Genomic DNA, 23659 nt, shown 5'->3' on the forward strand with positions numbered 1-23659 from the left:
CGGGCTCGATCACATCGAAGCGTCAGCTCTCGCTCTGCGCCAGCAATTTCGCCTGATGATCCGTCGTCAGCGCGTCGAAAATCTCGTCCATCTCGCCTTCCATCACGCGATCGAGCTTGTAGAGCGTCAGATTGATGCGATGGTCGGTGACGCGGCCTTGCGGAAAATTATAGGTGCGGATGCGTTCCGAACGATCGCCGGAGCCGACCTGCGCCTTGCGATCGGCGGCGCGCGCATTGTCGAGGCGCTGGCGCTCGGCGTCATAGAGGCGTGAGCGCAGCACCTCCATCGCCTTGGCCTTGTTGCGATGCTGCGAGCGCTCCTCCTGCATCATCACGACGATGCCGGATGGAATATGCGTGATGCGGATCGCCGATTCGGTCTTGTTGACATGCTGGCCGCCGGCGCCGCCGGAGCGCATCGTCTCTATGTTCAAATCTTTGTCGTCTATGGCGACGTCGACTTCCTCGGCCTGCGGCAGCATGGCGACGGTCGCCGCGGATGTGTGGATGCGCCCCTGCGTCTCCGTCGCCGGCACGCGCTGCACGCGATGCACGCCCGATTCGAATTTCAATTTCGCATAGACGCCGCGGCCGGCGATCTCGGCGACGATCTCCTTATAGCCGCCGAGCGCGCCTTCGCTCGCCGAGAGAATCTCGACGCTCCAGCCTTTGGAGCCGGCGTAACGTTGATAGGCGCGGAAGAGATCGCCGGCGAAGAGGGCGGCCTCGTCGCCGCCGGTTCCGGCGCGCACCTCGAGAATGACGCCTTTCTCATCGGCCGAGTCTTTCGGCAGCAGCGCGAGCTTCAATTCATGCTCGGCGCTGGTCAGCGCTTCCTGCGCGACATCGAGCTCGCCTTCGACGAATTCGCGCATGGCCGGGTCGATCGCCGGATCGGCGAGCATCTCGCCGGCGCCGGCGATCTCGGCGAGAGTCGCGCGATAGATTTTGATCTTGGCGACGACATCATCGAGCGAGGCGAGCTCACGAGAAAGCGCGACGAAGCTCGCCGCGTCCGGCCCGGAGCTGAGCCTGTCGGCGATCTCCTCGTGACGGCGCAAAATGAGTTCGAGCTTGTCTTGGGCGAACATGGGGCTTGCCGAGCGAGAGATGAGGGGACGGCGTGGAGCGAGGCGCGAGCGTCGCTAGCGGCCCCCGTCTTTCGTGGCGATTGCCGAAATCGACGCGCTCACCCTCCCCTTTAGGGGGAGGGTCGGACCGCGAAGCGGTCTGGGGTAGGGTTCCACGAGGAAGACTCGGTGGAAACACCCCCTCCCGATCGCCTTCGGCGCTCGACCTCCCCCCTCGAGGGGGAGGTGGAAACGCCTTTCCCGGCGAGATTTCTCGAATCGGCGCATGCTCAAACCGGAATATCGCGCGCGGCGGCGAATTCGCGCAAATTCTCGCGCAGGCTCGGCGCGCCGTCTTCCCTGGCGAGCAGCGAGGCGACGAACACCTCGACCTCCTCGAGATTGACGGCGAGAATCATCGCCTTCACCGGGCCGATCGAGGACGGAGACATGGACAGCGAACGATAGCCGAGCGCCAGCAGAGCCAAGGCCTCCAGCGGGCGGCCGCCCATCTCGCCGCAGAGCGTGACCGTTTTGCCGGCGCGCTTGCCTGCCGCGGCGATGCGCTCCAGCGCGCGCAAGATCGGCGGCGAGAGTGTGTCGTAACGCTTGGCGACGCGCGTATTGTCGCGATCCGCCGCATACATGTACTGCATCAGATCGTTGGAGCCGACCGAGAGGAAATCGGCGCGCGCGGCGATGGTGTCGAGCTCCCACAAGAGCGAGGGAACCTCCACCATGGCGCCGAGCCGCACATCGGTCGGCGGCGCATGGCCGTGGCGCTGGAGATGGGCGAGCTCGCGATGCGCGATCGCCTTCGCCGCCTCGAATTCCGCGACATTGGCGATCATCGGGAACATGATGCGCACGTCGCGTCCGCCGGCCGCTTTCAGCATGGCTCTGATCTGCATGCGCAACAGGCCCGGCCGATCGAGGCCGATGCGGATCGCGCGCCAGCCGAGCGCCGGATTCTCCTCGTCGATCGTCGCCATATAGGGCAGGATCTTGTCGCTGCCGATGTCGAGCGTGCGGAAGGTGACGGGGCGGTCCTGCACCGCGTCGAACACCGCCTTGTAGAGCAGGAACTGCTCGTTCATGCGCGGAAAGCGTGGCGCCAGCATGAATTGCAGCTCGGTGCGGAACAGGCCGATCGAGCGCGCGCCGGTCTCGTGCAGATGCGGCACGTCGACGATGAGGCCGGCGTTCATATGCAGCGCGATGTCGACGCCGTCCTTGGTGACGGCGGGCACGTCGCGCAGCTTGGCGTATTGCTCCATGCGGCGGGCGCGCAGTCGCGCCTTCTCGCCATAGGCGGTCTGCACATCCGGCGGCGGGCGGATCTGGACGTCGCCGGTCACGCCGTCGACGATGATGGCGTCGCCGGCTTCGACGAGATCGGTCACATTGGCGGCGAGGCCGACGGTGGCGATCCCGAGCGCGCGGGCGACAATGCCGACATGGCTCGCCGGCCCGCCTTCCTCCAGCACCAGGCCGCGCAGGCGCGAGCGGTCATAGTCGAGCAGCGCCGCGGGGCCCATGTTGCGGGCGATGAGAATCGCGTTCTCGGGGATCGATTCGCGATCGGCAACATAGCTCTGCCCGGTGAGCTGATGCAGCAGGCGATTGGCGAGATCGTCGAGATCGTGCAGCCGGTCGCGCAGATAGGGGTCGGTCTGGCGCTGCAGCTTGGCGCGAGCGTCGTTCTGCACGCGCTCCACCGCCGCTTCCGCGGTGAGGCCGCTGAGCACGGCCTCGTGCAGCCGCCGCACCCAGCCGCGATCATTGGCGAAGATGCGGACGGCCTCGAGCACCTCGCGATGCTCCCCGGCGCCCATGCGGTCGCCATGGGCGACCAATTCGTCGATGGAGAGGCGCATCGCCTCTATCGCCGCGTCGAGGCGCTGGACCTCGGAGGCGATATCCTCGGCGATGAGCTGCTTCACGACGACGCGCGGCTCGTGCAGCACGGCGTAGCCGAGCCCGACGCCCTCGCACATGGGCGCGCCCTTGATCACCACCGGACGGTCGAGCGCGAGGCTCTCGGGAGTCTTGGCGATGGAGCGCAATTCGCCCGAGGCGATCATTTCGGCGACGAGCATCGCCGTCGTCTGCAGCGCCTCTATCTCCTCCTCGGAATAGATGCGCCGCACGCGATTCTGCACGACGAGCACGCCGAGCGTGTTGCCGCCGCGCAATATCGGCACGCCGAGGAAGGAGTGATAGATCTCCTCGCCCGTCTCCGGCTTGTAGGAGAAGGACGGGTGCTCCTGCGCCTCGGAGAGGTTCAAAGGCTCGGCGCTTTTGGCGATGAGGCCGACGAGGCCTTCGCCCGCGTGCATGGTGGTGAGATGCACGGCCTCGCGATTGAGGCCCTCGGTGGCGTAGAGCTCGAGCCTCTGGTCGGCGCGCAGAACATAGACGGAACAGACTTCCGCCACCATATTGGACGCGATGAGCACGACGATCTTGTCGAGCCGCGCCTGCGCGCTCACCGGCTCCGCCATGACCTCGCGAAGCCGGCGGAGCAGCAAGCGGGGTCCGCCGAGAGCGCTACGCATCCAGTTTCCTTAGTTTCGACAGGCTGCAGCCGCCAGACGAGGGCTCTGCGTGACCGCATCTCCCAAATCTAGAGAACTTCTAAAATTCCGCCCTGTCCCCCATTGAGCGTATATTGGCGCCGTCCAGCCTCCGCAAGCGCGGCCGCTCGGTTGCGCGCCGATACGCAAAGACCATACCGGCTTGCGGACCGACGACTTAGCCGGTACCAGTCAAAGTTCCGACAAGAAGAAATCCGAAAGCCGATCGGTCCACCCCGCGACAATCGGACTTTTCGGGCCTGCGCGCCAGAGACGAGATTCGTGCCGCTATCCAGATATCTGATCGCTCTCCTGTTTCTCGTCCTCTGCGGGTCGCGGGCTCTCGCCATCGATTCCGTGCGCGTGCCGCAGGACGCGGCGGCGATCGACCTCACGCACGCAGTCGAGAAATATTCCTCCGAGGGCGATCGCCTGCAGGTGTCGACCGCTCCGGGCTCCGACGGCATTATTCGACGCATCGAAGTGGGCGCGAAAGAGGCGGGGACTCGCCCGAGCTGGATCGTCTTCGCGCTCACCAACGACACGGATGAGCAATTGGAGCGGCTAATCGTCGCCCCGCATTTCCGCCTCCAGGGGTCGGGAGTGATCTGGCCGGATCTCGGCGCGACGCGCATTTCGGCGATCACGGCGAGCCAGGGTTTTCCGCCGGAACATGAGGATAGCGGGGACGCCGACGTTTTTCGCCTCACCCTCGATCCCGGCACGACGATCACTTATGTGGCCGAGCTGCGCACGCCCAATCTGCCGCAGCTCTATCTGTGGGAGCCGGACTCCTACAAGGACAAGGTCACCAGCCTCACGCTCTACAAGGGAATCGTCATCGGCATCGCCGGCCTGCTGGCGCTGTTTTTGACCATCGTCTTCGTCGTCAAAGGCGCGGTGATCTTTCCGGCGGCGGCGGCGCTCGCCTGGTCGGTTCTGGCCTATGTCTGCATAGATTTCGGCTTTTGGGCCAAGATTTTCGGCGTCGATCCCAACGCCGATCGCATTTGGCGCGCCGGCGCGGAAACGGTGCTGTCGGCGACCTTGGTCGTCTTTCTCTTCGCCTATCTCAACCTCAACCGTTGGCATGTGCGCGCCTGGCATGTCGCGGCGCTGTGGCTGCTGATTCTCGCCGATCTCGTCGGCCTCGCCATTTTCGACGCGCCGGTGGCGGCGGGCGTCGCCCGCATTTCGCTGGCCACTGTCTCGGCGGTCGGCTTCGTGCTGGTGCTCTATTTGGCGACGCATGGCTTCGATCGAGCCATCATGCTGATTCCGACGTGGTTTTTGCTGCTGCTGTGGGTTTGCGCCGCGGGCTTCACCGTGGCTGGCTGGCTGACCAATGATCTGGTCTCTCCGGCGCTGGTCGGCGGACTGGTGCTCATTGTGATGCTGATCGGCTTCACCGTTATGCAGAATGCCTTCGCGAGCGGCGGCCTCGCTCATGGCGCGATCTCCGACATAGAGCGCAAGGCGCTGGCGCTGACCGGCGCCAATGAGATCGTCTTCGATTGGGACGTCCCGGCCGACTACATCTATGTGAGCCCGGAGGTGGAGGAGCAATTGGGCCTCGATCGCGGCGGGCTAGAGGGCGCGGCCTCCTCCTGGCTCGCGCTTCTGCATCCATTCGAGCACGATCGCTATCGCGCCTGCCTCGATGCTCTGCTCGAGCAGCGGCGCGGGCGCATCAATCAGGAGTTCCGGCTGCGCGCCGCGGACGGCCATTATTTCTGCTATCGGCTGAGGGCGCGGCCGGTCATCGGGCAGGATGGCGAGGTGATTCGCGTCGTCGGCACGCTCACCGACGTGACCGACGAGCGCAACGCCCGCGAGCGGCTGCTCCATGACGCCGTCCACGACAATCTGACCGGCCTTCCGAATCGCGAATTATTTTTCGATCGACTGGAGGCGGCGCTGGTCTTCGCCGGACTCGAGGCCGGGCTGCGGCCGACCGTGCTCGCCGTCGATATCGACCGTTTCCGCCAGATCAACGAGCAGGTCGGCGTCGCCACCGGCGATTCGATCCTGCTCACCATCGCCCATCGGCTGACGCGGCTGTTGCAGCCGCAGGACACTCTGGCCCGGCTCGACGGCGATCGTTTCGCGATCATCCTCGTCTCCGAGACGGACGTCGACCATGTGATCGCGCTCGCCGATTCGGTGCGCCGCACGCTGGCGACGCCGGTGCGCTTCACCGATCGCGAGATTTCCCTGTCGGTGTCGATCGGCGTGGCGCTGTTCGACAAGGAGCTGCATCCCGATCGCCACGACATGCTCGAGGACGCCGAGATCGCGTTGCGCCACGCCAAAAAGCTCGGCGGCAATCGCATAGAGGTGTTCCGTCCGGCGATGCGCGCGCAGCGCTCCGACCGGCTGACGCTGGAGGCCGATCTGCGCCGGGCGCTCGAGCGCGGGGAAATCAAAGTGTTCTTCCAGCCCGTGGTGCGGCTGGAGGATCGCACCATCGCCGGCTTCGAGGCGCTGCTGCGCTGGGAGCATCCGCGCCTCGGCCAGCTCGATCCGAGCGAATTCGGCCAGGTCGCCGAGCAGACCGGCCTCGTCGTCGATTTCGGCCTGCTGGCGTTGGAGCGCACGGCGCGCGAGCTCGCCGCCTGGCAACGCGCGCTCGCCGTCGATCCGCCGATCTTCGCCTGCGTCAATATCGGTTCGCGGCAATTGCTGCGTCACGATCTCCTGCGCGACGTCAAAAGCGTGCTGATGCGCAACGACATCGTCAAAGGCAGCCTCAAGCTCGAGCTGAACGAGGGGCTGGTGATGGAGAATCCGGAATATGCCGTGCAGATGCTGGCGCGTGTGAAGGAGCTCGGCGCCGGGCTCGCGATGAGCGACTTCGGCTCCGGCTATTCCTCGCTCGCCTATCTGCAGAGTTTTCCTTTCGACACGATCAAGATCGGCCGCTCCTTCGTGCGACAGACAGGCAAGGGCTCGCGCGCGGTGATTCTGCGCTCGCTGATCTCGCTCGCCCATGATCTCGGCATGGATGTCGTGGCGGAGGGCGCGGAGACGGAATCGGATGCGATCGAGCTCTATCAGCTCGGCTGCGCCTATGCGCAGGGCTATGCCTTCGGCCGCCCGATCAGCCCGGTCGAGGCGCGAAGGCTGGTCGGCGCAGCGCCCGAGGCGGCGTAGGGCAGCGGCGCCGCGCGATTTCACTTCGGCGATTTCAATCCGTAAGTTTCGAAACGCGCGATCTCGCTCTCTATCTCCGCCTCGGAGATCAGCACGGGCTCGCCGGCTATGCTCGCGAGATAATAGAGCCGCGCCAGCGCCTCGAGCTCCACAGCGCGCCACATGGCGCGGTCGAGGCTTTCGCCGAGCGCGATCATGCCGTGATTGCCGAGCAGCACGCCATGCGCGTGGCCCAATCCCTCCACCGCGAGATCGGAGAGCGCCTGCGTGCCGAAAGGCGCATAGCCCGTGCAACGAATGCGCGACGTGCGGAAAATGCCGATCATGTAATGCACGGAGGGAATTTCGCGGCGCAGCGCGGCGAGCGTCGTCGCATAGGTCGAATGCGTGTGGACGACAGCCTGCACATCCGCTCGCGCGCGCAAAATGTCGCGATGCATGCGCCATTCGCTGGAAGGCGCGAGCGGCCCTTCCGCCGCGCTGTCGCCCTCGAGCGGCATGCGCGCGATCATCTGCGGGGTCATCGAGGCGTAGGAGATTCCGCTCGGCGTGATCAGCATCGCTTCGCCGTCGCGCACGGAAATATTGCCCGCCGTGCCTTGATTGAGTCCAAGCGCGTTCATGCTCCGCGCAGCTTCGACGATCGCCTCACGCGTGTTCGCGCCAGTCATTCCGGGTTCCCCTGCCAGCGGCGCGCGCCCCTTGCCGCGGCGCGCGCGAGCCCCTACATCCGCAAGACTCTTTTTCCAGCCGAGGCTCGGATGACACAAGAACAAAATACGAAACCGGCGAGCTGGCACGCGACGACCATCGTCCTGGTGAAGAAGAACGGCAAGACGGTCATCGCCGGCGACGGACAGGTGAGCCTCGGGCAGACGATCGTCAAGGCGAGCGCCAAGAAGGTGCGCCGGCTCGGCAAGGGCGACGTCATCGCGGGTTTCGCCGGCGCGACGGCGGACGCCTTCACTTTGTTCGAGCGGCTCGAGGGGAAGCTCGAGCAATATCCGGGGCAATTGACGCGCGCCTGCGTGGAGCTCGCCAAGGATTGGCGCATGGATCGCTATCTGCGCCGGCTCGAGGCGATGATGCTCGTCGCCGATCGCGAGGTGGGGCTGACGCTCACCGGCGCCGGCGACGTGCTGGAGCCGGAGGCCTTTGAGCATGGCTCCGTGGCGGCGATCGGCTCCGGCGGCAATTTCGCGCTGGCGGCGGCGCGCGCGCTGATCGATCAGCCGCTGGAGGCGGAGGCCATCGCCCGGCGCGCCATGGAGATCGCCGCCGAAATCTGCGTCTACACCAATCGCAACATCGTGATCGAGTCGATCTGATAGCGCCGAGAGAATCCCGAGGAACTGCATATGGCCGATTTTTCCCCGCGCGAGATCGTCTCCGAGCTCGACCGTTTCATCGTCGGGCAGAACGACGCCAAGCGCGCCGTCGCCATCGCCTTGCGCAACCGCTGGCGCAGGCTGCGCCTCGAAGGTTTTATGCGCGAGGAAGTGCTGCCCAAGAATATTTTGATGATCGGCCCGACGGGCTGCGGCAAGACCGAGATCGCGCGTCGCCTCGCCAAGCTCGCCAATGCACCTTTCCTCAAGGTCGAGGCGACGAAATTCACCGAGGTCGGCTATGTCGGCCGCGATGTCGAGCAGATCGTGCGCGACCTCGTCGAGGTGGCGATTCTGCTGGTGAAGGAGCGCCGGCGCAAAGATGTGGAGGCCAAGGCGCAGCTCGCGGCGGAGGAGCGCGTGCTCGACGCGCTGGTCGGCCCGGCGGCCTCGCCGGCGACGCGCGATTCCTTCCGCAAGAAGCTGCGCGCCGGGGAGGTCGACGACAAGGAGATCGAGATCGAGCTGGCGCAATCGGGCCCCTCGGTCCCGATGTTCGAGCTGCCGAACATGCCCGGCGCGAGCGTCTCCGCCTTCTCGATCGGCGACATATTCGGCAAGGCCTTCCAAGGCCGGCCCAAGCGCCGAAAAATGCAAGTGAAGGACGCGCATGGGCCGCTGCTCGCCGAGGAGAGCGACAAGCTCATCGACCAGGAGGAGAGCATTCGCGAGGCGATCTCCGAGGTCGAGAATAACGGCATCGTCTTCATCGACGAGATGGACAAGATCTGCGCCCGCGAGGGCAGGGGCGGCGCGGATGTCTCGCGCGAGGGCGTGCAACGCGATCTGCTGCCGCTGATCGAGGGCACCACGGTCGCGACCAAGCACGGGCCGGTGAAGACCGACCATGTGCTGTTCATCGCCTCCGGCGCCTTTCATGTGGCCAAGCCCTCGGATCTGCTGCCGGAGCTGCAGGGGCGTCTGCCGATCCGCGTCGAGCTCGCCTCGCTGGACGAGGAGGATTTCCGCCGCATCCTCACCGAGACCGAGGCCTGCCTCACCAAGCAATATGTGGCGCTGCTGGCGACAGAGGGCGTCGCGCTGGAGATCGCGCCATCGGCCGTGGACGCCATCGCTAAAGTCGCGGTTCAGGTGAACTCCTCGGTCGAAAACATAGGCGCGCGCCGCCTGCAGACGGTGATGGAGCGCGTGCTGGACGAGGTGAGCTTTTCGGCCTCCGACCGCGCCGGCGAGACGGTGACGATCGACGGCGATTATGTGGAGGAGCACATCGGCGATCTCGCCAAGAACCGCGATTTGAGCCGTTTCATTCTCTGATCGGAAAGGCCGAAAGCGGGCTTGCGGCGCGCGCCGGGCTGAACTATACAGCCCTCGCGCTGCAGCGGCGACGCCGCGCTTCGCCCCGCCCTCACCCCAGAGAGGGCGACAAAAAAAGTGGGGCCATAGCTCAGTTGGGAGAGCGCTTCAATGGCATTGAAGAGGTCGTCGGTTCGATTCCGTCTGGCTCCACCAAAGCTCTCCTCGAGAAACGCCCGAGCTTCGGCCGCCCCGCGATGAGCGCCTGGGAGCCGCGATAACGGCGTAATTCTCTGATGTTCAAGCGCGCGACCGCTTCCCCCCTCAAGATCACGAAAGTCATGGAACAGTCGCGAAAGCATCGTCTCCAGCATCTCGACATGCTGCGCGGCCTCTGTGCGCTGGGCGTCGTCGTCAGCCATTTGCGGTCGCTGCTGGTCGTCCCCTATGCGGAAGCCCACAGGCACAGCGTCGTCGACCTGATTCTCTTCACGCTCGGCGGCCTCGGCCATGAATGCGTGATCGCCTTTTTCGCGCTCAGCGGCTTTCTCGTCGGCGGCTCGACGCTGGCGGCGATGCGGGCGGGACGCTTCTCATGGGCGGATTATGGCGTCGCGCGGCTGTCGCGGCTGTGGACCGTGCTCCTCCCGGCGTTGGCGCTCACCGCCCTGCTGGACTTCGCCGGTTCCGCACTCGGGCCCGCAGGCGCCTATCAGGGAGCCCTGGCGGCGACAATTCCGAGCGGGCCGACGCCGACCGAGCCGGCGAATCATTCGCTCGCGACCTTCCTCGGCAATCTGATGTTCCTGCAGACGATCGACACGCCCGTCTTCGGTTCCAATCGGCCGCTGTGGAGTCTCGCCAACGAGGCTTGGTATTATTTGGCCTTCCCGCTGCTGGCCTTCGCCTTTTTTCACCGCGCCCCGCTCGTGCGGGCGCTCTGCGCCGCCGCCGGCCTGCTGGCGCTCGGATCGATGCCGGTCGAAATGACCCTTCTCGGCCTCCCCTGGATCGCCGGCGCGCTCGCCGCGGATCATCCGGCGCGTCCCTCGCTGGCGCGCGCGCTTCTCGGCGCGGCCGCGACGGTGGCGGCCGTCGGCGCCGCGCATGCGTGGCGCACGATCGTCGGCGACATTATTCTGGGCTGCGCCATCGCCTTCTGGCTGCGCGATCTCGCCGCCGTCCGGCCTATCGGCGGGCTCTACGCCGGCGCGGCGCAGGGGCTTTCGGATATTTCCTACACGCTCTACGCCGTGCATTTCCCGCTGCTGCTGATGCTGTGGTTCTGGCTGCTGGCGCCCGAGCAGAGCGAGCCGGGATTCGCCGTGCTCGCGCGAATGGCCCTGCTCATGGCCGTCGCGCTCGCCTATGCGACCGCCGTCTGGTTCCTGTTCGAGCGCCGCACCGACGCCGTGCGCGGCTGGATGCGGCAGCGGCTCAGGGGCTTTCGGCTGGTCCTTTCGGCGCGGCGGCCATAAAGGCCGATCAGGCGTCAGTCCTTGGCGCGGAACGCCATTTTCTGGCCCCAGGCGGCCCGGATCTGATCCTTCACCGCATGCGGCAAGGGAATATATTGCAGCGTTTTCGCCGCCTTGTCGCCATGCGCGAAAGCCCAGTCGAAGAATTTCAGCACGGCCGCCGCATTTTCCGCCTTGGCCTGCGATTTCGGCACGAGAACGAAGGTCGCCGTGACCAGCGGCCAGCTCTTGTCTCCCGGCATATTCGTCAGATCGACGGAGAAATTATCGGCCGCGGCCCAATCCGCATTCATCGCCGCCGCTGCGAACGTCTCTTCGCTCGGCGCGACGAATTTTCCGGCGCGGTTGAGGAGCTTGGCGGGAGAAAGATGATTGGTCGTGACATAGGAGTTTTCGGCGTAGCCTATGCTCCCTTTGGTTCTGGGAACCTCGCCCGACGTGCCGGCGCTGCCATGGACGCCGACGCCGCCGGCCCACTCCAGCGTCATCCCGACGCCCATGCGCGTTTTCCACGCTTCGCTCACCTTGGAGAGATAGCGCGACAACGCGAAAGTCGTTCCCGAGGCGTTGGAATGGTGGATCGGGACGATCAGAAGATCTGGAAGCGAGAGGCCGTGATTGAGCGCGACGATGCGCGGATCGTTCCACCGCGTGATCGCGCCGAGATAGATATCGGCGATGACCGGCCCGTCGAGACGCAGCGCATTGGCGCCGACGCCGGGTATGTTGACGATCACATCGAGGCCGCCGACCACAGAAGGAAACTGCAAGAGATTGGCTTCCTCGATCCGCTTGGCGTCCATCGGAACGTCGGAGGCGCCGAAATCGACGGTGCCGACAGCGGCCTGTTTTTGTCCGACGCCGGAGCCGGTCGCCTGATAATTGACCTCGAATCCGAGGCTCGGCTTCGCCTCCTGCGCCCAGCGCGTGTAGATGGGCGCGGCGAAGGCCGAGCCGGTTCCCAAAAGGGCGGTCTCGGCGCGCGCGGCGTCGAGACTGGAGATGGCGGCGATCGAGATCATGAAAGCGGCGCCGGCGCTACGCATGTTCGTGCGTCCTATTGCGAGAGAAAATGTTCTGAGCTTCGTCTGCGTCAGATCGTGCGGTTGAGGGCGAGGGCGAAGACGTCGAAATTGCGCAGACGCGAGTTGGTCTCGCGTCTGATGGGACGATTGAGGAGCAGCGGGACTTGCTGCTCGGTGAGGCCGCCGTGCGAGCGTAGCGGCGCCGTCAGTCCCGCGAGATCATGCTTCTCCGCCGCGGTTCCGAGCGTGAAGAGGCGCTTCGCCAGCACGACGAGATCGCCGACGCGGTCATTGGGCAATTCGAAGCGCGCGCAGGCGGTCGCATTGTCGAGCACATGATCGACGCCTTCGAGCGCGCCGAGACATTGCGTCACTTCGGCGAGCATCGGCGCCGGCGCGGAGACGGTCGCATAAGAGCCGAGCGCGCCGTGATGCACGACATAAGGATCGGTGATCGGCAGAATGACGCGGCATGCGCCCGCGCCGAAGCGCGCATCCAATATGTCTTGCAGGAAGAGAATATTGGGGCGCCCGACGGAATCCGTCTTGGCGTTCATGCCGTGATCGGCGGTGACGCCGATGACCGCGCCCATCTTGTCGAGGCTCGAGAGATATTTGTCGAGCATCGCATAGAAGCTGTTTGCCGCGGGCGTTCCGGGCGCGTGCTTGTGCTGCACATAATCCGTCGTCGAGAGATAGACGATATCCGGCCGCATCGTCTTCATCAGCCAGACGCCGGCGGCGAGAACGAATTCCGACAATTGCGCGCTATAGACGGTGGGCGGCGGCAGGCCGATTTTGGCGAGCGCATCGTCGACGCCATTGTCTGCGAGCGTCGCCTCATTCGCCTTCTCGGCGGAGAAGCGAACGCCTTCCAGGCCGCAGCCGAGCAGCGCGCTCAGCTTGTCCTTCGCGGTGACCATGGCGACCTTGCGTCCGGCCTTGGAAAATTCGGCGAGGATCGTCGGCGCGCGAAGATATTTCGCGTCATTCATCAGCACTTCGACGCCTTGTTCGGGGTCGAAGAAATAATTTCCGCTTATGCCATGCACGCTCGGCGGCGCGCCGGTCACGATGGAGAGATTATTGGGATTGGTGAAGGAGGGCATCACGCAATCGGCCGTCAGCACCGTTCCACGCGTCGCGAGACTCTCGAAGAAGGGCGCGACTTCGGCGCGGATCGCTTGATTGATATATTCCTGCTCGCATCCGTCGATGCAGACGACGACGGTCGGCTCGGAGGGCGCCGCATAGCGCCTTCCGTTCACGGTGATTTCCGATGTCATATTCGCGCCCCGCTCTGTCTCGTCGCTGCGTTCGCGACTTCGGTTCGGCGCTGGTTCATCTAGCAGGCGCGGCTGCTATTTCGAAACGAATAAATCTCACAGCTCCTGTGACTGGCTTCGATATGCTTCACAAAAGCGTCACATCTGCGGGGTGTTCATCGCGCGAAAGAGAGTGAGTGACAAAAATGGCGCGCAAGCCGCTTCCGCTGAAAATGTTGCAGACGCTCGAAGCCGTCGTGCGCCTCGACGGCGTCTCCAATGCGGCCAAGGAACTCGGCGTGACGCATGGCGCCGTGAGCCGGCAGATCGCTTTGCTCGAGGACTGGCTCGGGCGCGCCTTGTTCGAGCGCGATCGTGGACGCCTGCGGCCACTCGATGAAACGCGCCAATTCGTCGCCGTCGTCACCGATTGCTTCGAGCGGATGGACGCGGCTCTGGGGCGCGTCAAGACCGCGCGGCGGCGTCTCAAGGTTTTCGCTCATGCGTCTTTCGCAATGTATTGGCTGGTGCCGAGGCTCGAACAATTCTACGCGCAAAATCCGGACGTGGACGTGCATGTGCAGACGCGGCAGACCGGAGAAGATCCCGCTTCGTCCTTCTTCGATGTCGCGATCATGCGCGGCGCAGAGCAGATCGGCAATTGGGAAGGCTCTCCTGTTCTACAGGAGAGCCTCACTCTATTGACGACGCGCGATCGTGCCGTGTCGCTCGCCGCGCGCGGCGCCGCGGCCTTGATGGGCGAGACATTCGCCGTCAGCGACACGCGGCCAGGCGAGATCGAGCGATGGCTCGAGATCGCCGGCCTGCCGCCGCTGCAGAAGTGGCGCGAGCGCCGCTTCGGGCATTTTCATACGGCGATCATGGCGGTTCTCAATGGCCAGGGGATCACTGTCGGGCCGATCGAATTGACCGGCGGCAAAGTCGCCGCCGAGGGGCTGCTCGCGGCGCCTTTCCCGCAGATCGTCGCGGCAGGGCCGCGCCATATCGCCTATATCGATCCGCAATCGGAGAGTTATCCGATCGCCAAGCGCTTCGTCCTCTGGCTGCGCGACGAAGCGGGCGCGATCTAATAGACGAATTTCGACGTCGTCCCACGGCCGCGCGGGGCGGGGCCGCTCTGTGCGCCCGACTTGCCCTCCACGCCCGGCGCGCCGGCGGCGAGCGCGCTCGCGTCCAGGGCCAAGGCCTCGTTCTGGTCGATGAAGCCGGAGCGGCCTTCGAAGGATTTTTGCGTCACCGTGCTCGGCGTCACATTCTGTCCGACGGCGGGGCCGGATGTGCGTCCGCTCTGAGTCGGCTGCTCGGCGATCGCCGCCGCGCCGCCGAGAATCAGAACGAGGCTCGTCCAATAGAGCGCGGACTTGCGCATGGCGTGTCTCCTCTCGCCGGAAATCGATCCGCCCCCTCGAGAAGCCCTACATCGAACCGCATCTCGAATCGGCAAGCGGAGGCGTTCTAAAGGCTCACCCGAGCCGCAGGCGCAGCGCCATCAGCGCGGCGGCGCAGGCGTTGGAGACATTGAGGCTCTTGATCGGCCCCGGCATGTCGAGCCGCGCCAAGAGATCGCAGCGCTCGCGCGTGAGGCGCCGCAGGCCTTTGCCTTCGGCGCCGAGCACCAGCGCCAGCGGCCTGCGCAGAGGGTTCGCCTCCAGCGGCTGCGGCCCCTCCGAATCGAGTCCGACGATCAGAAAATCGCGCGCGGCCAATTGCTCGAGCGCGCGGGCGAGATTGACGACGGAGACGATCGTCACATGCTCGAGCGCGCCCGAGGCCGCTTTGGCGAGGACGCCGGTGAAATCCGGACTGTGGCGCTCGGTCACGACCAGCGCGTCGACAGCGAAGGCCGCCGCCGTGCGCAGTATGGCGCCGACATTATGCGGATCGGTCACTTGATCGAGGACCAGAACCAGGCCGCTTTTCGGCTCTATGTCGGCGATATCCGCCTCGGGCAGGGGGCGCGCCTCGAGCATCAATCCCTGATGCACGCTCTCCTCGCCGAGTCGCTGCGACAGCGCCCGCGCATCGACGATCTTCGGCGTGAGGCCGGCGGCGGCGGCGAGCGGCGCGATGCGCTCGGCGGCGCCTTCCGTCGCATAGAGCGTCAGCAATTTGCGCCTTCCGGCGACGAGCGCCTCGCGCACCGCATGGGCGCCATAGAGCACGACGATATCGCCGGCGGGACGGCGGAAGGGCGCCTCCTCGCTCGCAGTCTGGCGCGGGGGAGGGCGGCGGCCGCGGTCTTTCCCATCGCGGCTCTGGTGGTCGCGGTCCTTGCCGGCGGGCGGGCGGCTCATCGCAGCACCGCGGTCTTCACCCACCAGCCCTTATGCTGGCGGCGGATGACGGCGGCGGCGCGGGCGGCCGCCTGGCGGGTCGAGAACAGAGCGAAGCAGGTCGCGCCGGAGCCGGACATTCGGGCGAGCCGGCAGCCTTTGGCGGCCGACAGCACCGCGAGCGCGTCGACGATGACCGGCGCCTCAACGCAGGCGGCGTCTTCCATATCGTTGCGGCCTCTGCGCAGCGCAGCCGCTATCCCTTCCGTGCCGAGCGCTGCGGAAATGTCGGGGTGAGGCGCGGCGCCCGTCGTCTCGCCCGCAGCGAGGTCGAGGCGGGCGAAGACGCCGCGCGTCTCCACCGGCGCGCCGGGGTTGATCAGCACGGCGGGGAGCGGCGGCAGGCCGAGCGGCTCGCCGATCGTCTCGCCCCGGCCGAGCATGTAGCGCGCGCGGGGCGAGAGGCAGACGGGCACGTCGGAGCCGGTGGCGCGGGCGGCCTCGAGCAGACGGGGATCGTCGATGGAGATTCCATTGGCCTCGGCCAGCAGGCGCAGCGCCGCGGCGGCGTCCGAGGAGCCGCCGCCTACGCCGGCCGCGACCGGCAGATATTTGGTGAGATGGAACGCTCCGAGGCGCAGACCGGGGACGCGCTCGGCGAGACGATGGGCGGCGCGCAGCACGAGATTGTCGGCCTCCGCGCCAGCGGCGGCGGCGGTGGGGCCGTCGACGGCGAGCGAAAGCGTCTCTCCCGGCGCGAGATGCAGGGCGTCGCCGGCTCCGGAGAAGGCGACGAGGCTCTCGAGCTCGTGATAGCCGTCGGCCCGGCGGCCGAGAATGTGAAGGGTCAAATTGATCTTGGCGGGGGCGCGCGTCGCGAGCATGGAGTCCCGTGTCTCGGGTGGATCGATCCGGGCGCGCCGGAGGCGGGCGACAGATGCGCCGGCCTCGCCGGCCCTGTCAAGGACGGCGCCCCGGACCGCAGGGCGAATGGGCGAGGGCTTGCTCGTCCTTCGAAGACGCCCGCTGCGCGCCTGATCGCCGCCGCCGACTGCCTAGACCGACAATTCGGCGAAAATTCGTCTGCTCGTCGCCGCAGACTGCGCTGTGTTTGCCCTGGCGTGCGTTGAGGCTCAGGCGGGAATGGACGGCGACGCGTCCTCCCTATCCGACGCGGCGATCGTCTCCCGCCACAGCTCGATGAGACGATTCTCGTCGCCGCGCGTCTCATAGTCGTGGAGCGCGCGCGTCTGGGCTTCGACGGCGCCTCGCCAGAAGTCGGCGTCGTCGAGCAAATGGATCACTTCCTCGGCCATGTGCCCGACGTCGTTCGCGTCGACGAAGAGGCCGGAGCCCAGCGCCTCGGCGGCGCCGGAGTCGATGGGATAGATGACCGGAATACGGCGCTCGATCGCTTCGAGAATGACCATGCCGAAAGGTTCCGCGCGCGACGGCACGATGACGACGCTGGCGCCTGCGAAGGCGCGGCCACGTTCGTTCCAGCCCAAGGGGCCGCGCCAGATCACGGGGCGATCACGCAGGCTCGCTCGCGTCTCGCCGTCGCCGAAGACCTCGAAGCTGGCCTTGCTGCGGACGCGGCGCACGATGTCGGCGACGTCGCAGAAGCGATCGACGCCCTTTTGGCGGGCGAGGCGGCCGATGAAGACGACGCGCCCGCTCGTCGGATCGCCATATTCCGTCGGCGGCGCCGGCTGGTCGGAGGCCGCATTGGGAATGACCGTTATGCGCGCGTCGACGGCGTTGTAGCGGCCGCTGAGCCGGCTGCGCGTGACGCGGCTCGGCGTCACGATGCGTGTCGCAGTGTTCACCGCGCCTTGTTCGATGCGCTCGATCAGCGGATCGCCGCCGTCGGGCCGACGGTCGATCTCCAGCGAATGAAAATGCGCGACCCAGGGAATGCCGAGGCGAGTGGCGGCGCTGCGCGCGGCGTCGAATGTCACCCAGTCATGCGCGTGGACGAGATCGGCGCGCTGCTCGGCCGCGAATTCCTGGAAGCGCTTTTGGAATTCGCCGATCAGCGCGAACAGCGCGGAGGCGGAGAGGGATGTTTCGTCATAGGAGGAGCCCGGCCCGCCATAGGCCGAGGAGGGCTCGGCGTCGCCCGACCAATTCGCGGGGCGGCCGCCATAGCTCGACCAGGTGAGGCCGGCATAGCCGCCATAGATGGACCATGCGGGAGGCGCGCCGCCATAGCTCGACCAGGCGCGCCGCGATCGTCCATAGATCGAGGGGACGTCATAGGAGGATGGCGGCGCATAGTTCGACCACACAGGGCCGATCGACACCGTCGACCAGGGGGCCGGCGTTCGGGAGTAGGGCGATTGCGTGGTCGGCGTTTCGCCGGGCGGGATTATGCCGAGCGCCGCCACCGGCGTCCCGTCGCCGAAGGGGTCGGGCAGGATGCGGGAACGGTCCCAGGGAACGACGACGGTGACGCGAACGCCCATTCGGCGCAGACGGCGCACGAGATTATGGCAGGCCGTCCAGACGCCGCCGACGACGAGCGGCGGGATTTCCCACATGGGCATCAGAATATGCGGCGCGTCGGCGGCGCGGCGGAGCGTGGGTTTGCGGAGGAGCACACGAGACAGGAGGAGCACGTCGCCGTTCGCCTCGGGCGTCGCGAGGAGTGGCAGGCTGGGATGGAAGGCGACGCTCGCGCCATTCTCCTTTGCGGGCGCGCCGATTGGGATGACGGCGAGACAGCGCCATTGATCCATGCGCCAGATGCGAGCCGTTCCATCGGCGCTCTGCGAGGCGAGGAGCTGCTGCGAGGCGTCGAGCGTCAGCGCGGTGACCGCGCCGCCATGGCCGGTGAGGAGCCGCAGCGGCGTCGTCGGCGCTGGCGGAGCGGGGTGGTCGATCGAAACCATTCGATCGATGCGCCAGATAGCGATGCGGCCGTCGGCGTCGCCGCTGAAGAGCAATTCGCCATCGTTGGACCAAGCGACGCTATGCGGCGTCGCGCCACCGCCGGGAAGGCGGAGAATGATCCGCAGCTCGCGCCGATCCAGCACGAGGATATCACCCTCGCCGTCGGCGACGACGGCGATCCAGTCGCCCGACCAGGCGAACTGATGGATCGCGCCCTTCAACTTCATGCTGTTGCTTGCTTGATTTTCCCGTTCGATGAGGTCGAGTGAGCCGAATGATCCTCCGACGGCCAATGAGCGGTTGTCCGACGACCAGCCGAGGGCTGTGATGGAATCCCCGCCGCTGATCGAGATGGCGGTCGATTGGGGGGCGGCGAGGGGGTGGAAGACGAATCTGGAGCCGGGCCCGCCGGCCGTGAAACCGGCCCCATCGGGACGCCACGCCACGCGCGTCCCTCGAACGTCGCGTTCGTTTTGCCCGGCGAGAGTGAAGAGATCGACGTGATCTTCCCCATTCGCGACCGCGAAACGTTCGCCATCGGGCGACCATGCGACCTGCCTGATCGGCCTCCTCATTCGACCGCGCGGCCTCTCGACCGTCAGCGACAGCTCCGGCGCGACCTCCCATCCGCCGGCGAGCCGGTCGGCGAGCGCGGCATAGGCGCCGCCATAGCGGCGCAGCGCATTGGCGCCGAGCCGGGCGAAGGGGCGGCCGCCGGGCGGCAGCGTCAGCGGACCTCGTCCCGTGTCGTCGACGAGCGCGGCGGCGAAGGAGCGCGGCTGTCCCTGCTCGCCGGCCACGAAAGCGGAGAGCGCCTCTATGACGCGTCCGGTGATCTCCATCGCCTCGGCGGCCGTTTGGCCTTCGCGCAGAAGGTCGCGGATGGCGGGATCGTGGAATTCATATTCGACATCGTCCGGGTCTTCGTCCGGATCGCTCGAGAGCGGCCGCATGAGGCCGCCGAGCAGGACTTCCGCGAGATGGGCGTGGCGCGACGTCGGCATCATCAGCTGCTGGACGAGGCGCATTACCGGCAGGCTCAGCGGCACGGCGGTCAGATAGGTCGCGAGCTCGCGCGCCGGGCCCGAGGCCGAAACGCCGAAGCGCCGCACCCGCTCGCGCGCGTCCGGCGGCGGGGGCGGCGTCGAGGGCTCCGTCTGCGGCTCCCAGAATTCGTCGGGCGGCGGCGGCAAGAAACGCGACAGGCGCACCCCCGGAACCGTCGCGCCGCCGCGTCCCGCCAATACGGCGGCCCAGCGGCCGATCTCGCCGGGATCGAGCGTCATCACCGGCAGCGGCGTCGAGCGATCGCGATCATCCGCCGACGCCGTGACGCGCAAATTCGCGTTCGGCAGGCCCGGCGCGTCAGCGGCGAGACGCAGTCCGGCGAGGCCGAGCGGCGTGCGCGGCCACATGCGCTGCGGCAACAGCTGCGCCAGCGCGACCGGACCCCGGCTCGCCCAGGCCTGCAGCACGTCATGCATGAGCCCGTCGCGCCACCAGGGACCGACGCAATCGCTCGCCACCAGCACGACGCGGCGTCCCGTCGGGTCTTGCAGCTCGCCGACGCCGCGCGGCGCCTGCTTGGCGAGCGCGTGCGAGTCGGAGGTCAGTCGCGGCGCCCCCGCGGCGTCGAATTCGAGCCGCCAGCCGCGCACGTCGCGGAACGCGCCATGGCGTTCGAGCAGGCGGCGCAGCTCGTCGAGCATCGGCCGCCAGAGCCGCAGCGACGGGCTCGCATCGACGACCAGCGCGACCTCGCCCCAGCGCGCGCGCAGCGGAACGAAGGCGGGGAGCCACAGCCCTTCCTCGACGATGCGGCGGACGGTCTCCTCCTCGTCGAGCATGGTCTGGCGTAGCGACGGCATGCGACGGCGGAGCGGGTTCAGCGCGCGGCCGATCTCGAGCGCCTGCGGCAGCGCCGGCAGGCCGGGCGGCCGAAAGCCGATGGCGCGCAGTCCGCCGACCTCGCGTCGCGACGGCCGGTAGACGCCGAAATGCGACTCGTGCGCGCGATCCTCTGCGCCGGCGTCGCGAGCGGCGGCGGTCGCCGAGTCCGCTGGGCGCGGCGCGGAAGCGGCGGGCGCGTCCGCCGCGGCGGCCGGCTTGGCGACGGGCGACGACTCTTCGGGCGGCTCCGGCGCCGGCGCCGGAGCGGGCGCCGCCGGCTGCGCCTCGCCGAGGCGCGTCGCGAGCCACAAGGCTTCGGCGAGCTCGAGCGGCTCGACGTCGAGGCCATTTCGTTCGAGGCTGCGGATGAGATTTTCGATCAGCTCGCCGATCCTCCCGACAGCGGCTTCAGCAGCGCCTCCTCGAGGCGGCGTCCCGCCTCGGTGTTCGCCTCGCCGAGCGGCGCCCCGAGGAGGCGCAGATAGAGAGCGTTGAGCAATTGATCCGTCGCCAGATCCCGGCCGCGGCGGCGCGCCTCGAAATTCTGCAGCAGAACTTCCCAATCGGGCCGCCCGTTCTCTCCGACGGCGGCGCCGAGATGCGCCTCGACGATGCCGGCGAGCTTTGCCGGCGAGGGTTCCTGCAAGGTCAGCCGCAGGCAGCGTCGCAGAAAGGCCGGCGGGAAATCGCGCTCGCCATTGCTGGTCAGCACCACGAAGGGAAATTCGCGGCAGGTGACGCGGCCGCGCTCGATCGGAATCCAACGACCATCGTCATGCGCGCGAATTTCGATCGGCACCGCGGTCGATTGTTCCTCGGCGAGACGAGTCAGCTCGGGGATTTCGAAGGCGCCTTCCTCGAAGACATGCAGCAGATCGTTCGGCAGGTCGATGTCGCTCTTGTCGATCTCGTCGATGAGCAGCACGCGCGGCCTCTCGGCCGGGGCGAGCGCCGTGCCGAGCGGTCCGAGGCGCAGAAAGGCGCCGATCTCCGTCGCCGAGCCGGGATGAAGCTGTTGATGCTGCAAACGACCGAGCACGTCATAGGCGTAGAGGCCATCCTCGAGCGTCGAGCGGCTGGTGATGGACCAGCGCAGCACCGGGCCGAGTCCGAGATCCTGCGCGACGGCGTAGGCGAGCGAGGATTTCCCCGTCCCCGGCTTTCCGGTGACGAGCAGCGGCCGCCGCAGGATCAGCGCGGCGTCGACCATCTCGATCTCCGCCGCCTCGGCTTGATATTGCGCGCCGATGCGGATTTCGCGTTCGCTCGGCGCGGGAAGGCGGGCGCGCTCGGGCCGGGACGCGGTGAGAATCTTGCCGCCAAAGCGGCGCCACGGCGGCGCCTCCGGCAGGCTATCGAGGCCGCCGCCTTTGAAAATGCGCCAATTCGTCATGTCTCGCTTCCTTCGTAACCCTCGACGCAATAGCGGATCTGCTCAGGATCGTCCCAGACGAGGCTGACGCCGATGTTCCGATTGCCTCTATGAGCTTTTTCGCGCTCTTCCCGCAGCCGGCGCGGCAGCTCGTCCATGCGGGCGCTGTCCATCAGACTGCGCCACAGGCGTCCCGCCTCGCCGGGGACGCCCGGCGGCGCGCGAAACCACACCGCGGCAGGCAGGCCCGCGCTCCAAGCCGCGCACAGAAAATCCCGATTGCCGGGGCGCAGCCAATCCGCATCCGCCGGAAAGCCCAATCCTATGCAGAAGGGCGGCTCCGCGCCGTCCTCCGGCGCCACCAATTTATCGAAGAGCTGCCGGACCGACATGTTGTCGCGTTCGCTCACCCAATAGGGATCCTCGCCGCGAAGCGGCGGAATCTGTCGAAGGCGCTCCCAGCGCTCCGCCCAACGCTGCCGGCTGCGCAGCTGCGTCGTTCGATCGATGTCGCGCAGCACCACGGGATAGACGGCGCCGAGAGGCTCCGGCTCGTCGAATTCGCAAGGGATCGGCCATTCGTCGAATGGTTCGGCCAAGAGCGCATGCGGCAGGCAGAACTCGACGATGATCTGGACGACGCCGCGGCCGCCGCCGACGTCCCGCGCGTGACGCTTCGGTTTGGCCAATTGCGCGAGCAGCTCGTTCAATTGCGCCAGCAGCGCTTCGCGAAGCTCCTCGAGCGACACCGGGCTCTCCGCGTCCCATCCGCCGGGCAATGGCATGACGCCGTCGTCCTTGAAAATGCGGATATGGGCGAGACGCTCGATCCGCTTCTCGCGCCCCTGTGCGTCGTCGAGAGAGTTGGCGCTCTTGTCCAGCACGACGGCGACATAAAAATTATGGTCCGCAGGCGTCCCGACAGCGGGAGCCGCGAGCGCAATGTCCGGATGGTCTTCTTTGATCCGCTGCAGCCAATTCTCGAGGGCGGGCGCCAGAGCGGGACGGCGGTCGGCGATCTCGCGGACCAGCCGGCACAGCGGCGGCGGACCGCCATCGGCCGGGAGCGGCATTTCGGCGAGATGGGCGACGACGCTCCGCAGGCTGCGCTCGCCGCGCAGCGCAGCGCTCGCCGGCAGGCAGGAGCGATAGAGTTGCTGTAGCAGATCTTTCGGCAATTCCTCCGAATCGAGAAGAAGGACGAGGGCGGCGAGCCGCGCGGGCGCGAGCCATCCCTGCGCGAGCCGTGTGGCGCATGCGGAGACGAAGGCGAGCCGCAAGCCTCTGTCCTTCAGATAAAGGGCGAGGCTCGACGGCGGTTCGCGGTTTTCCACATCGTTTGCCACATCGAGATGTTCGACCGGGGTCGCCTCGAGCTTGCCCTCTCTCCAATTCGGGTCGACTTTGGACACGACCCCGACCAATATGTCGCCGACGAATATCGCCGCGCCCGACATGCCGCCCCATCGCTTCACGACCTCCGGGCCCTTGGTCGAGACGTCCAAGTCGAAGCGATTGGGGACGAAAGACCAGGACAATAGGCCTTCGACGCGTCTGTCGTCGGCGCCCGCCGCCGAGGGAAAGCCGTGGCCGACGCAAGGCAGGCTTCCACAGTCGTGAGGCGCTCGGCCGAGAGTGACGGGCTCGGCCGGAAGCTCCGGCGCCGTCTCGCCGTCGGCGAGCTCCAGAATGGCGAGATCGACAGCTTCGTGAGGAGACCGCCAGGCGACGCGCGCCGCGAGAGCTCTCGGGCGTTTGCGCTGGTGGAGGGGCAGTCTGGCGCTGTCCACGCCGGCGATCGGATGAACCAACCAGCGCGCGCCTTCCCGCTCCGGCGAGACGACATGGCGAGCCGTCAGCACGAGATGGGGAGTGATGAGATATCCGCTGCCGATACTTTTGTTTTCTCGGAGGATTTCGACGACGCGCGCTATCTGCATCTGTCGCGCTTCCCGGCCGCCCAAAAAATTACGAGCAGGATCGATCCGGCTCAT

General features: G+C 66.9%; 16 protein-coding genes and 1 tRNA gene. 6 read left to right on the forward strand and 11 right to left on the reverse strand.

What is annotated here, in order from left to right; translation table 11 throughout:
- Positions 1-22: 22 nt before the first annotated feature.
- Positions 23-1093, reverse strand: coding sequence for a peptide chain release factor 1 (gene prfA / locus IY145_RS17195; protein WP_196409333.1), 1071 nt, complete (start codon positions 1091-1093; stop codon positions 23-25).
- 269 nt (positions 1094-1362) lie between these two features.
- Positions 1363-3630 (reverse strand): phosphoenolpyruvate--protein phosphotransferase, encoded by a 2268-nt coding sequence (gene ptsP, locus IY145_RS17200; protein WP_196409334.1) that lies wholly within the window; start codon positions 3628-3630, stop codon positions 1363-1365.
- A gap of 300 nt (positions 3631-3930) precedes the next feature.
- On the opposite strand from ptsP, the gene IY145_RS17205 reads away from it, so the two are divergent.
- Positions 3931-6801, forward strand: a complete 2871-nt coding sequence (locus IY145_RS17205) for a sensor domain-containing phosphodiesterase (protein WP_196409335.1) — start codon at positions 3931-3933, stop codon at positions 6799-6801.
- Positions 6802-6821: 20 nt separating this feature from the next.
- Here the strand turns inward: IY145_RS17205 and IY145_RS17210 are convergent, their stop codons facing one another.
- A complete protein-coding gene (locus IY145_RS17210) occupies positions 6822-7472 on the reverse strand; it encodes a class II aldolase/adducin family protein (RefSeq protein WP_196409336.1) in 651 nt (216 codons plus the stop codon).
- Positions 7473-7562: 90 nt separating this feature from the next.
- Here IY145_RS17210 and hslV point away from each other — a divergent pair, with 90 nt between their 5' ends.
- From hslV to IY145_RS17230, 4 genes are all read left to right on the forward strand, one after another.
- Complete coding sequence (hslV, locus tag IY145_RS17215) at positions 7563-8129, forward strand: ATP-dependent protease subunit HslV (protein WP_196409337.1); 567 nt, start codon at positions 7563-7565, stop codon at positions 8127-8129.
- A 30-nt stretch (positions 8130-8159) separates the two neighbouring features.
- A complete protein-coding gene (gene hslU, locus IY145_RS17220; protein ID WP_196409338.1) occupies positions 8160-9467 on the forward strand; it encodes an ATP-dependent protease ATPase subunit HslU in 1308 nt (435 codons plus the stop codon).
- 119 nt (positions 9468-9586) lie between these two features.
- Positions 9587-9662: transfer RNA gene (locus IY145_RS17225), tRNA-Ala, on the forward strand.
- A 125-nt stretch (positions 9663-9787) separates the two neighbouring features.
- A complete protein-coding gene (locus IY145_RS17230) occupies positions 9788-10924 on the forward strand; it encodes an acyltransferase (protein ID WP_196409339.1) in 1137 nt (378 codons plus the stop codon).
- Between the two features lie 14 nt (positions 10925-10938).
- On the opposite strand, the gene pstS is transcribed toward IY145_RS17230, so the two are convergent.
- Positions 10939-11970 (reverse strand): phosphate ABC transporter substrate-binding protein PstS, encoded by a 1032-nt coding sequence (gene pstS, locus IY145_RS17235; protein WP_196409340.1) that lies wholly within the window; start codon positions 11968-11970, stop codon positions 10939-10941.
- Positions 11971-12017: 47 nt separating this feature from the next.
- The gene (gene phnA / locus IY145_RS17240) at positions 12018-13235 is read right to left on the reverse strand and encodes a phosphonoacetate hydrolase (protein WP_196409341.1); all 1218 of its coding nucleotides are present in this window, start codon (positions 13233-13235) and stop codon (positions 12018-12020) included.
- 185 nt (positions 13236-13420) lie between these two features.
- Between phnA and IY145_RS17245 the strand changes: the two genes are divergently transcribed.
- A complete protein-coding gene (locus IY145_RS17245; RefSeq protein WP_196409342.1) occupies positions 13421-14305 on the forward strand; it encodes a LysR substrate-binding domain-containing protein in 885 nt (294 codons plus the stop codon).
- Here the strand turns inward: IY145_RS17245 and IY145_RS17250 are convergent.
- The 6 genes from IY145_RS17250 to IY145_RS17275 all read right to left on the reverse strand — a co-directional run bounded on the left by IY145_RS17250 (position 14302) and on the right by IY145_RS17275 (position 23605).
- Positions 14302-14604 (reverse strand): hypothetical protein, encoded by a 303-nt coding sequence (locus IY145_RS17250; protein WP_196409343.1) that lies wholly within the window; start codon positions 14602-14604, stop codon positions 14302-14304. The genes IY145_RS17245 and IY145_RS17250 overlap by 4 nt on opposite strands.
- A gap of 94 nt (positions 14605-14698) precedes the next feature.
- Complete coding sequence (gene rlmB / locus IY145_RS17255; protein WP_196409344.1) at positions 14699-15529, reverse strand: 23S rRNA (guanosine(2251)-2'-O)-methyltransferase RlmB; 831 nt, start codon at positions 15527-15529, stop codon at positions 14699-14701.
- Positions 15526-16392, reverse strand: a complete 867-nt coding sequence (locus tag IY145_RS17260) for a 4-(cytidine 5'-diphospho)-2-C-methyl-D-erythritol kinase (RefSeq protein ID WP_196409345.1) — start codon at positions 16390-16392, stop codon at positions 15526-15528. The genes rlmB and IY145_RS17260 overlap by 4 nt, the downstream gene beginning before the upstream one ends.
- Before the next feature lie 249 nt (positions 16393-16641).
- The gene (locus IY145_RS17265; RefSeq protein WP_312030638.1) at positions 16642-20685 is read right to left on the reverse strand and encodes an SAV_2336 N-terminal domain-related protein; all 4044 of its coding nucleotides are present in this window, start codon (positions 20683-20685) and stop codon (positions 16642-16644) included.
- Positions 20673-21686 carry a MoxR family ATPase gene (locus tag IY145_RS17270; protein ID WP_196409347.1) on the reverse strand — a complete coding sequence of 338 codons (1014 nt, stop codon included), beginning with the start codon at positions 21684-21686 and terminating at the stop codon, positions 20673-20675. The genes IY145_RS17265 and IY145_RS17270 overlap by 13 nt, the downstream gene beginning before the upstream one ends.
- Positions 21683-23605 carry a trypsin-like peptidase domain-containing protein gene (locus IY145_RS17275; RefSeq protein WP_196409348.1) on the reverse strand — a complete coding sequence of 641 codons (1923 nt, stop codon included), beginning with the start codon at positions 23603-23605 and terminating at the stop codon, positions 21683-21685. Before IY145_RS17275 ends, IY145_RS17270 begins: the two co-directional genes overlap by 4 nt.
- Between the last annotated feature and the right edge of the window lie 54 nt (positions 23606-23659).

This window comes from Methylosinus sp. H3A, from assembly GCF_015709455.1.
GTDB lineage: Bacteria > Pseudomonadota > Alphaproteobacteria > Rhizobiales > Beijerinckiaceae > Methylosinus.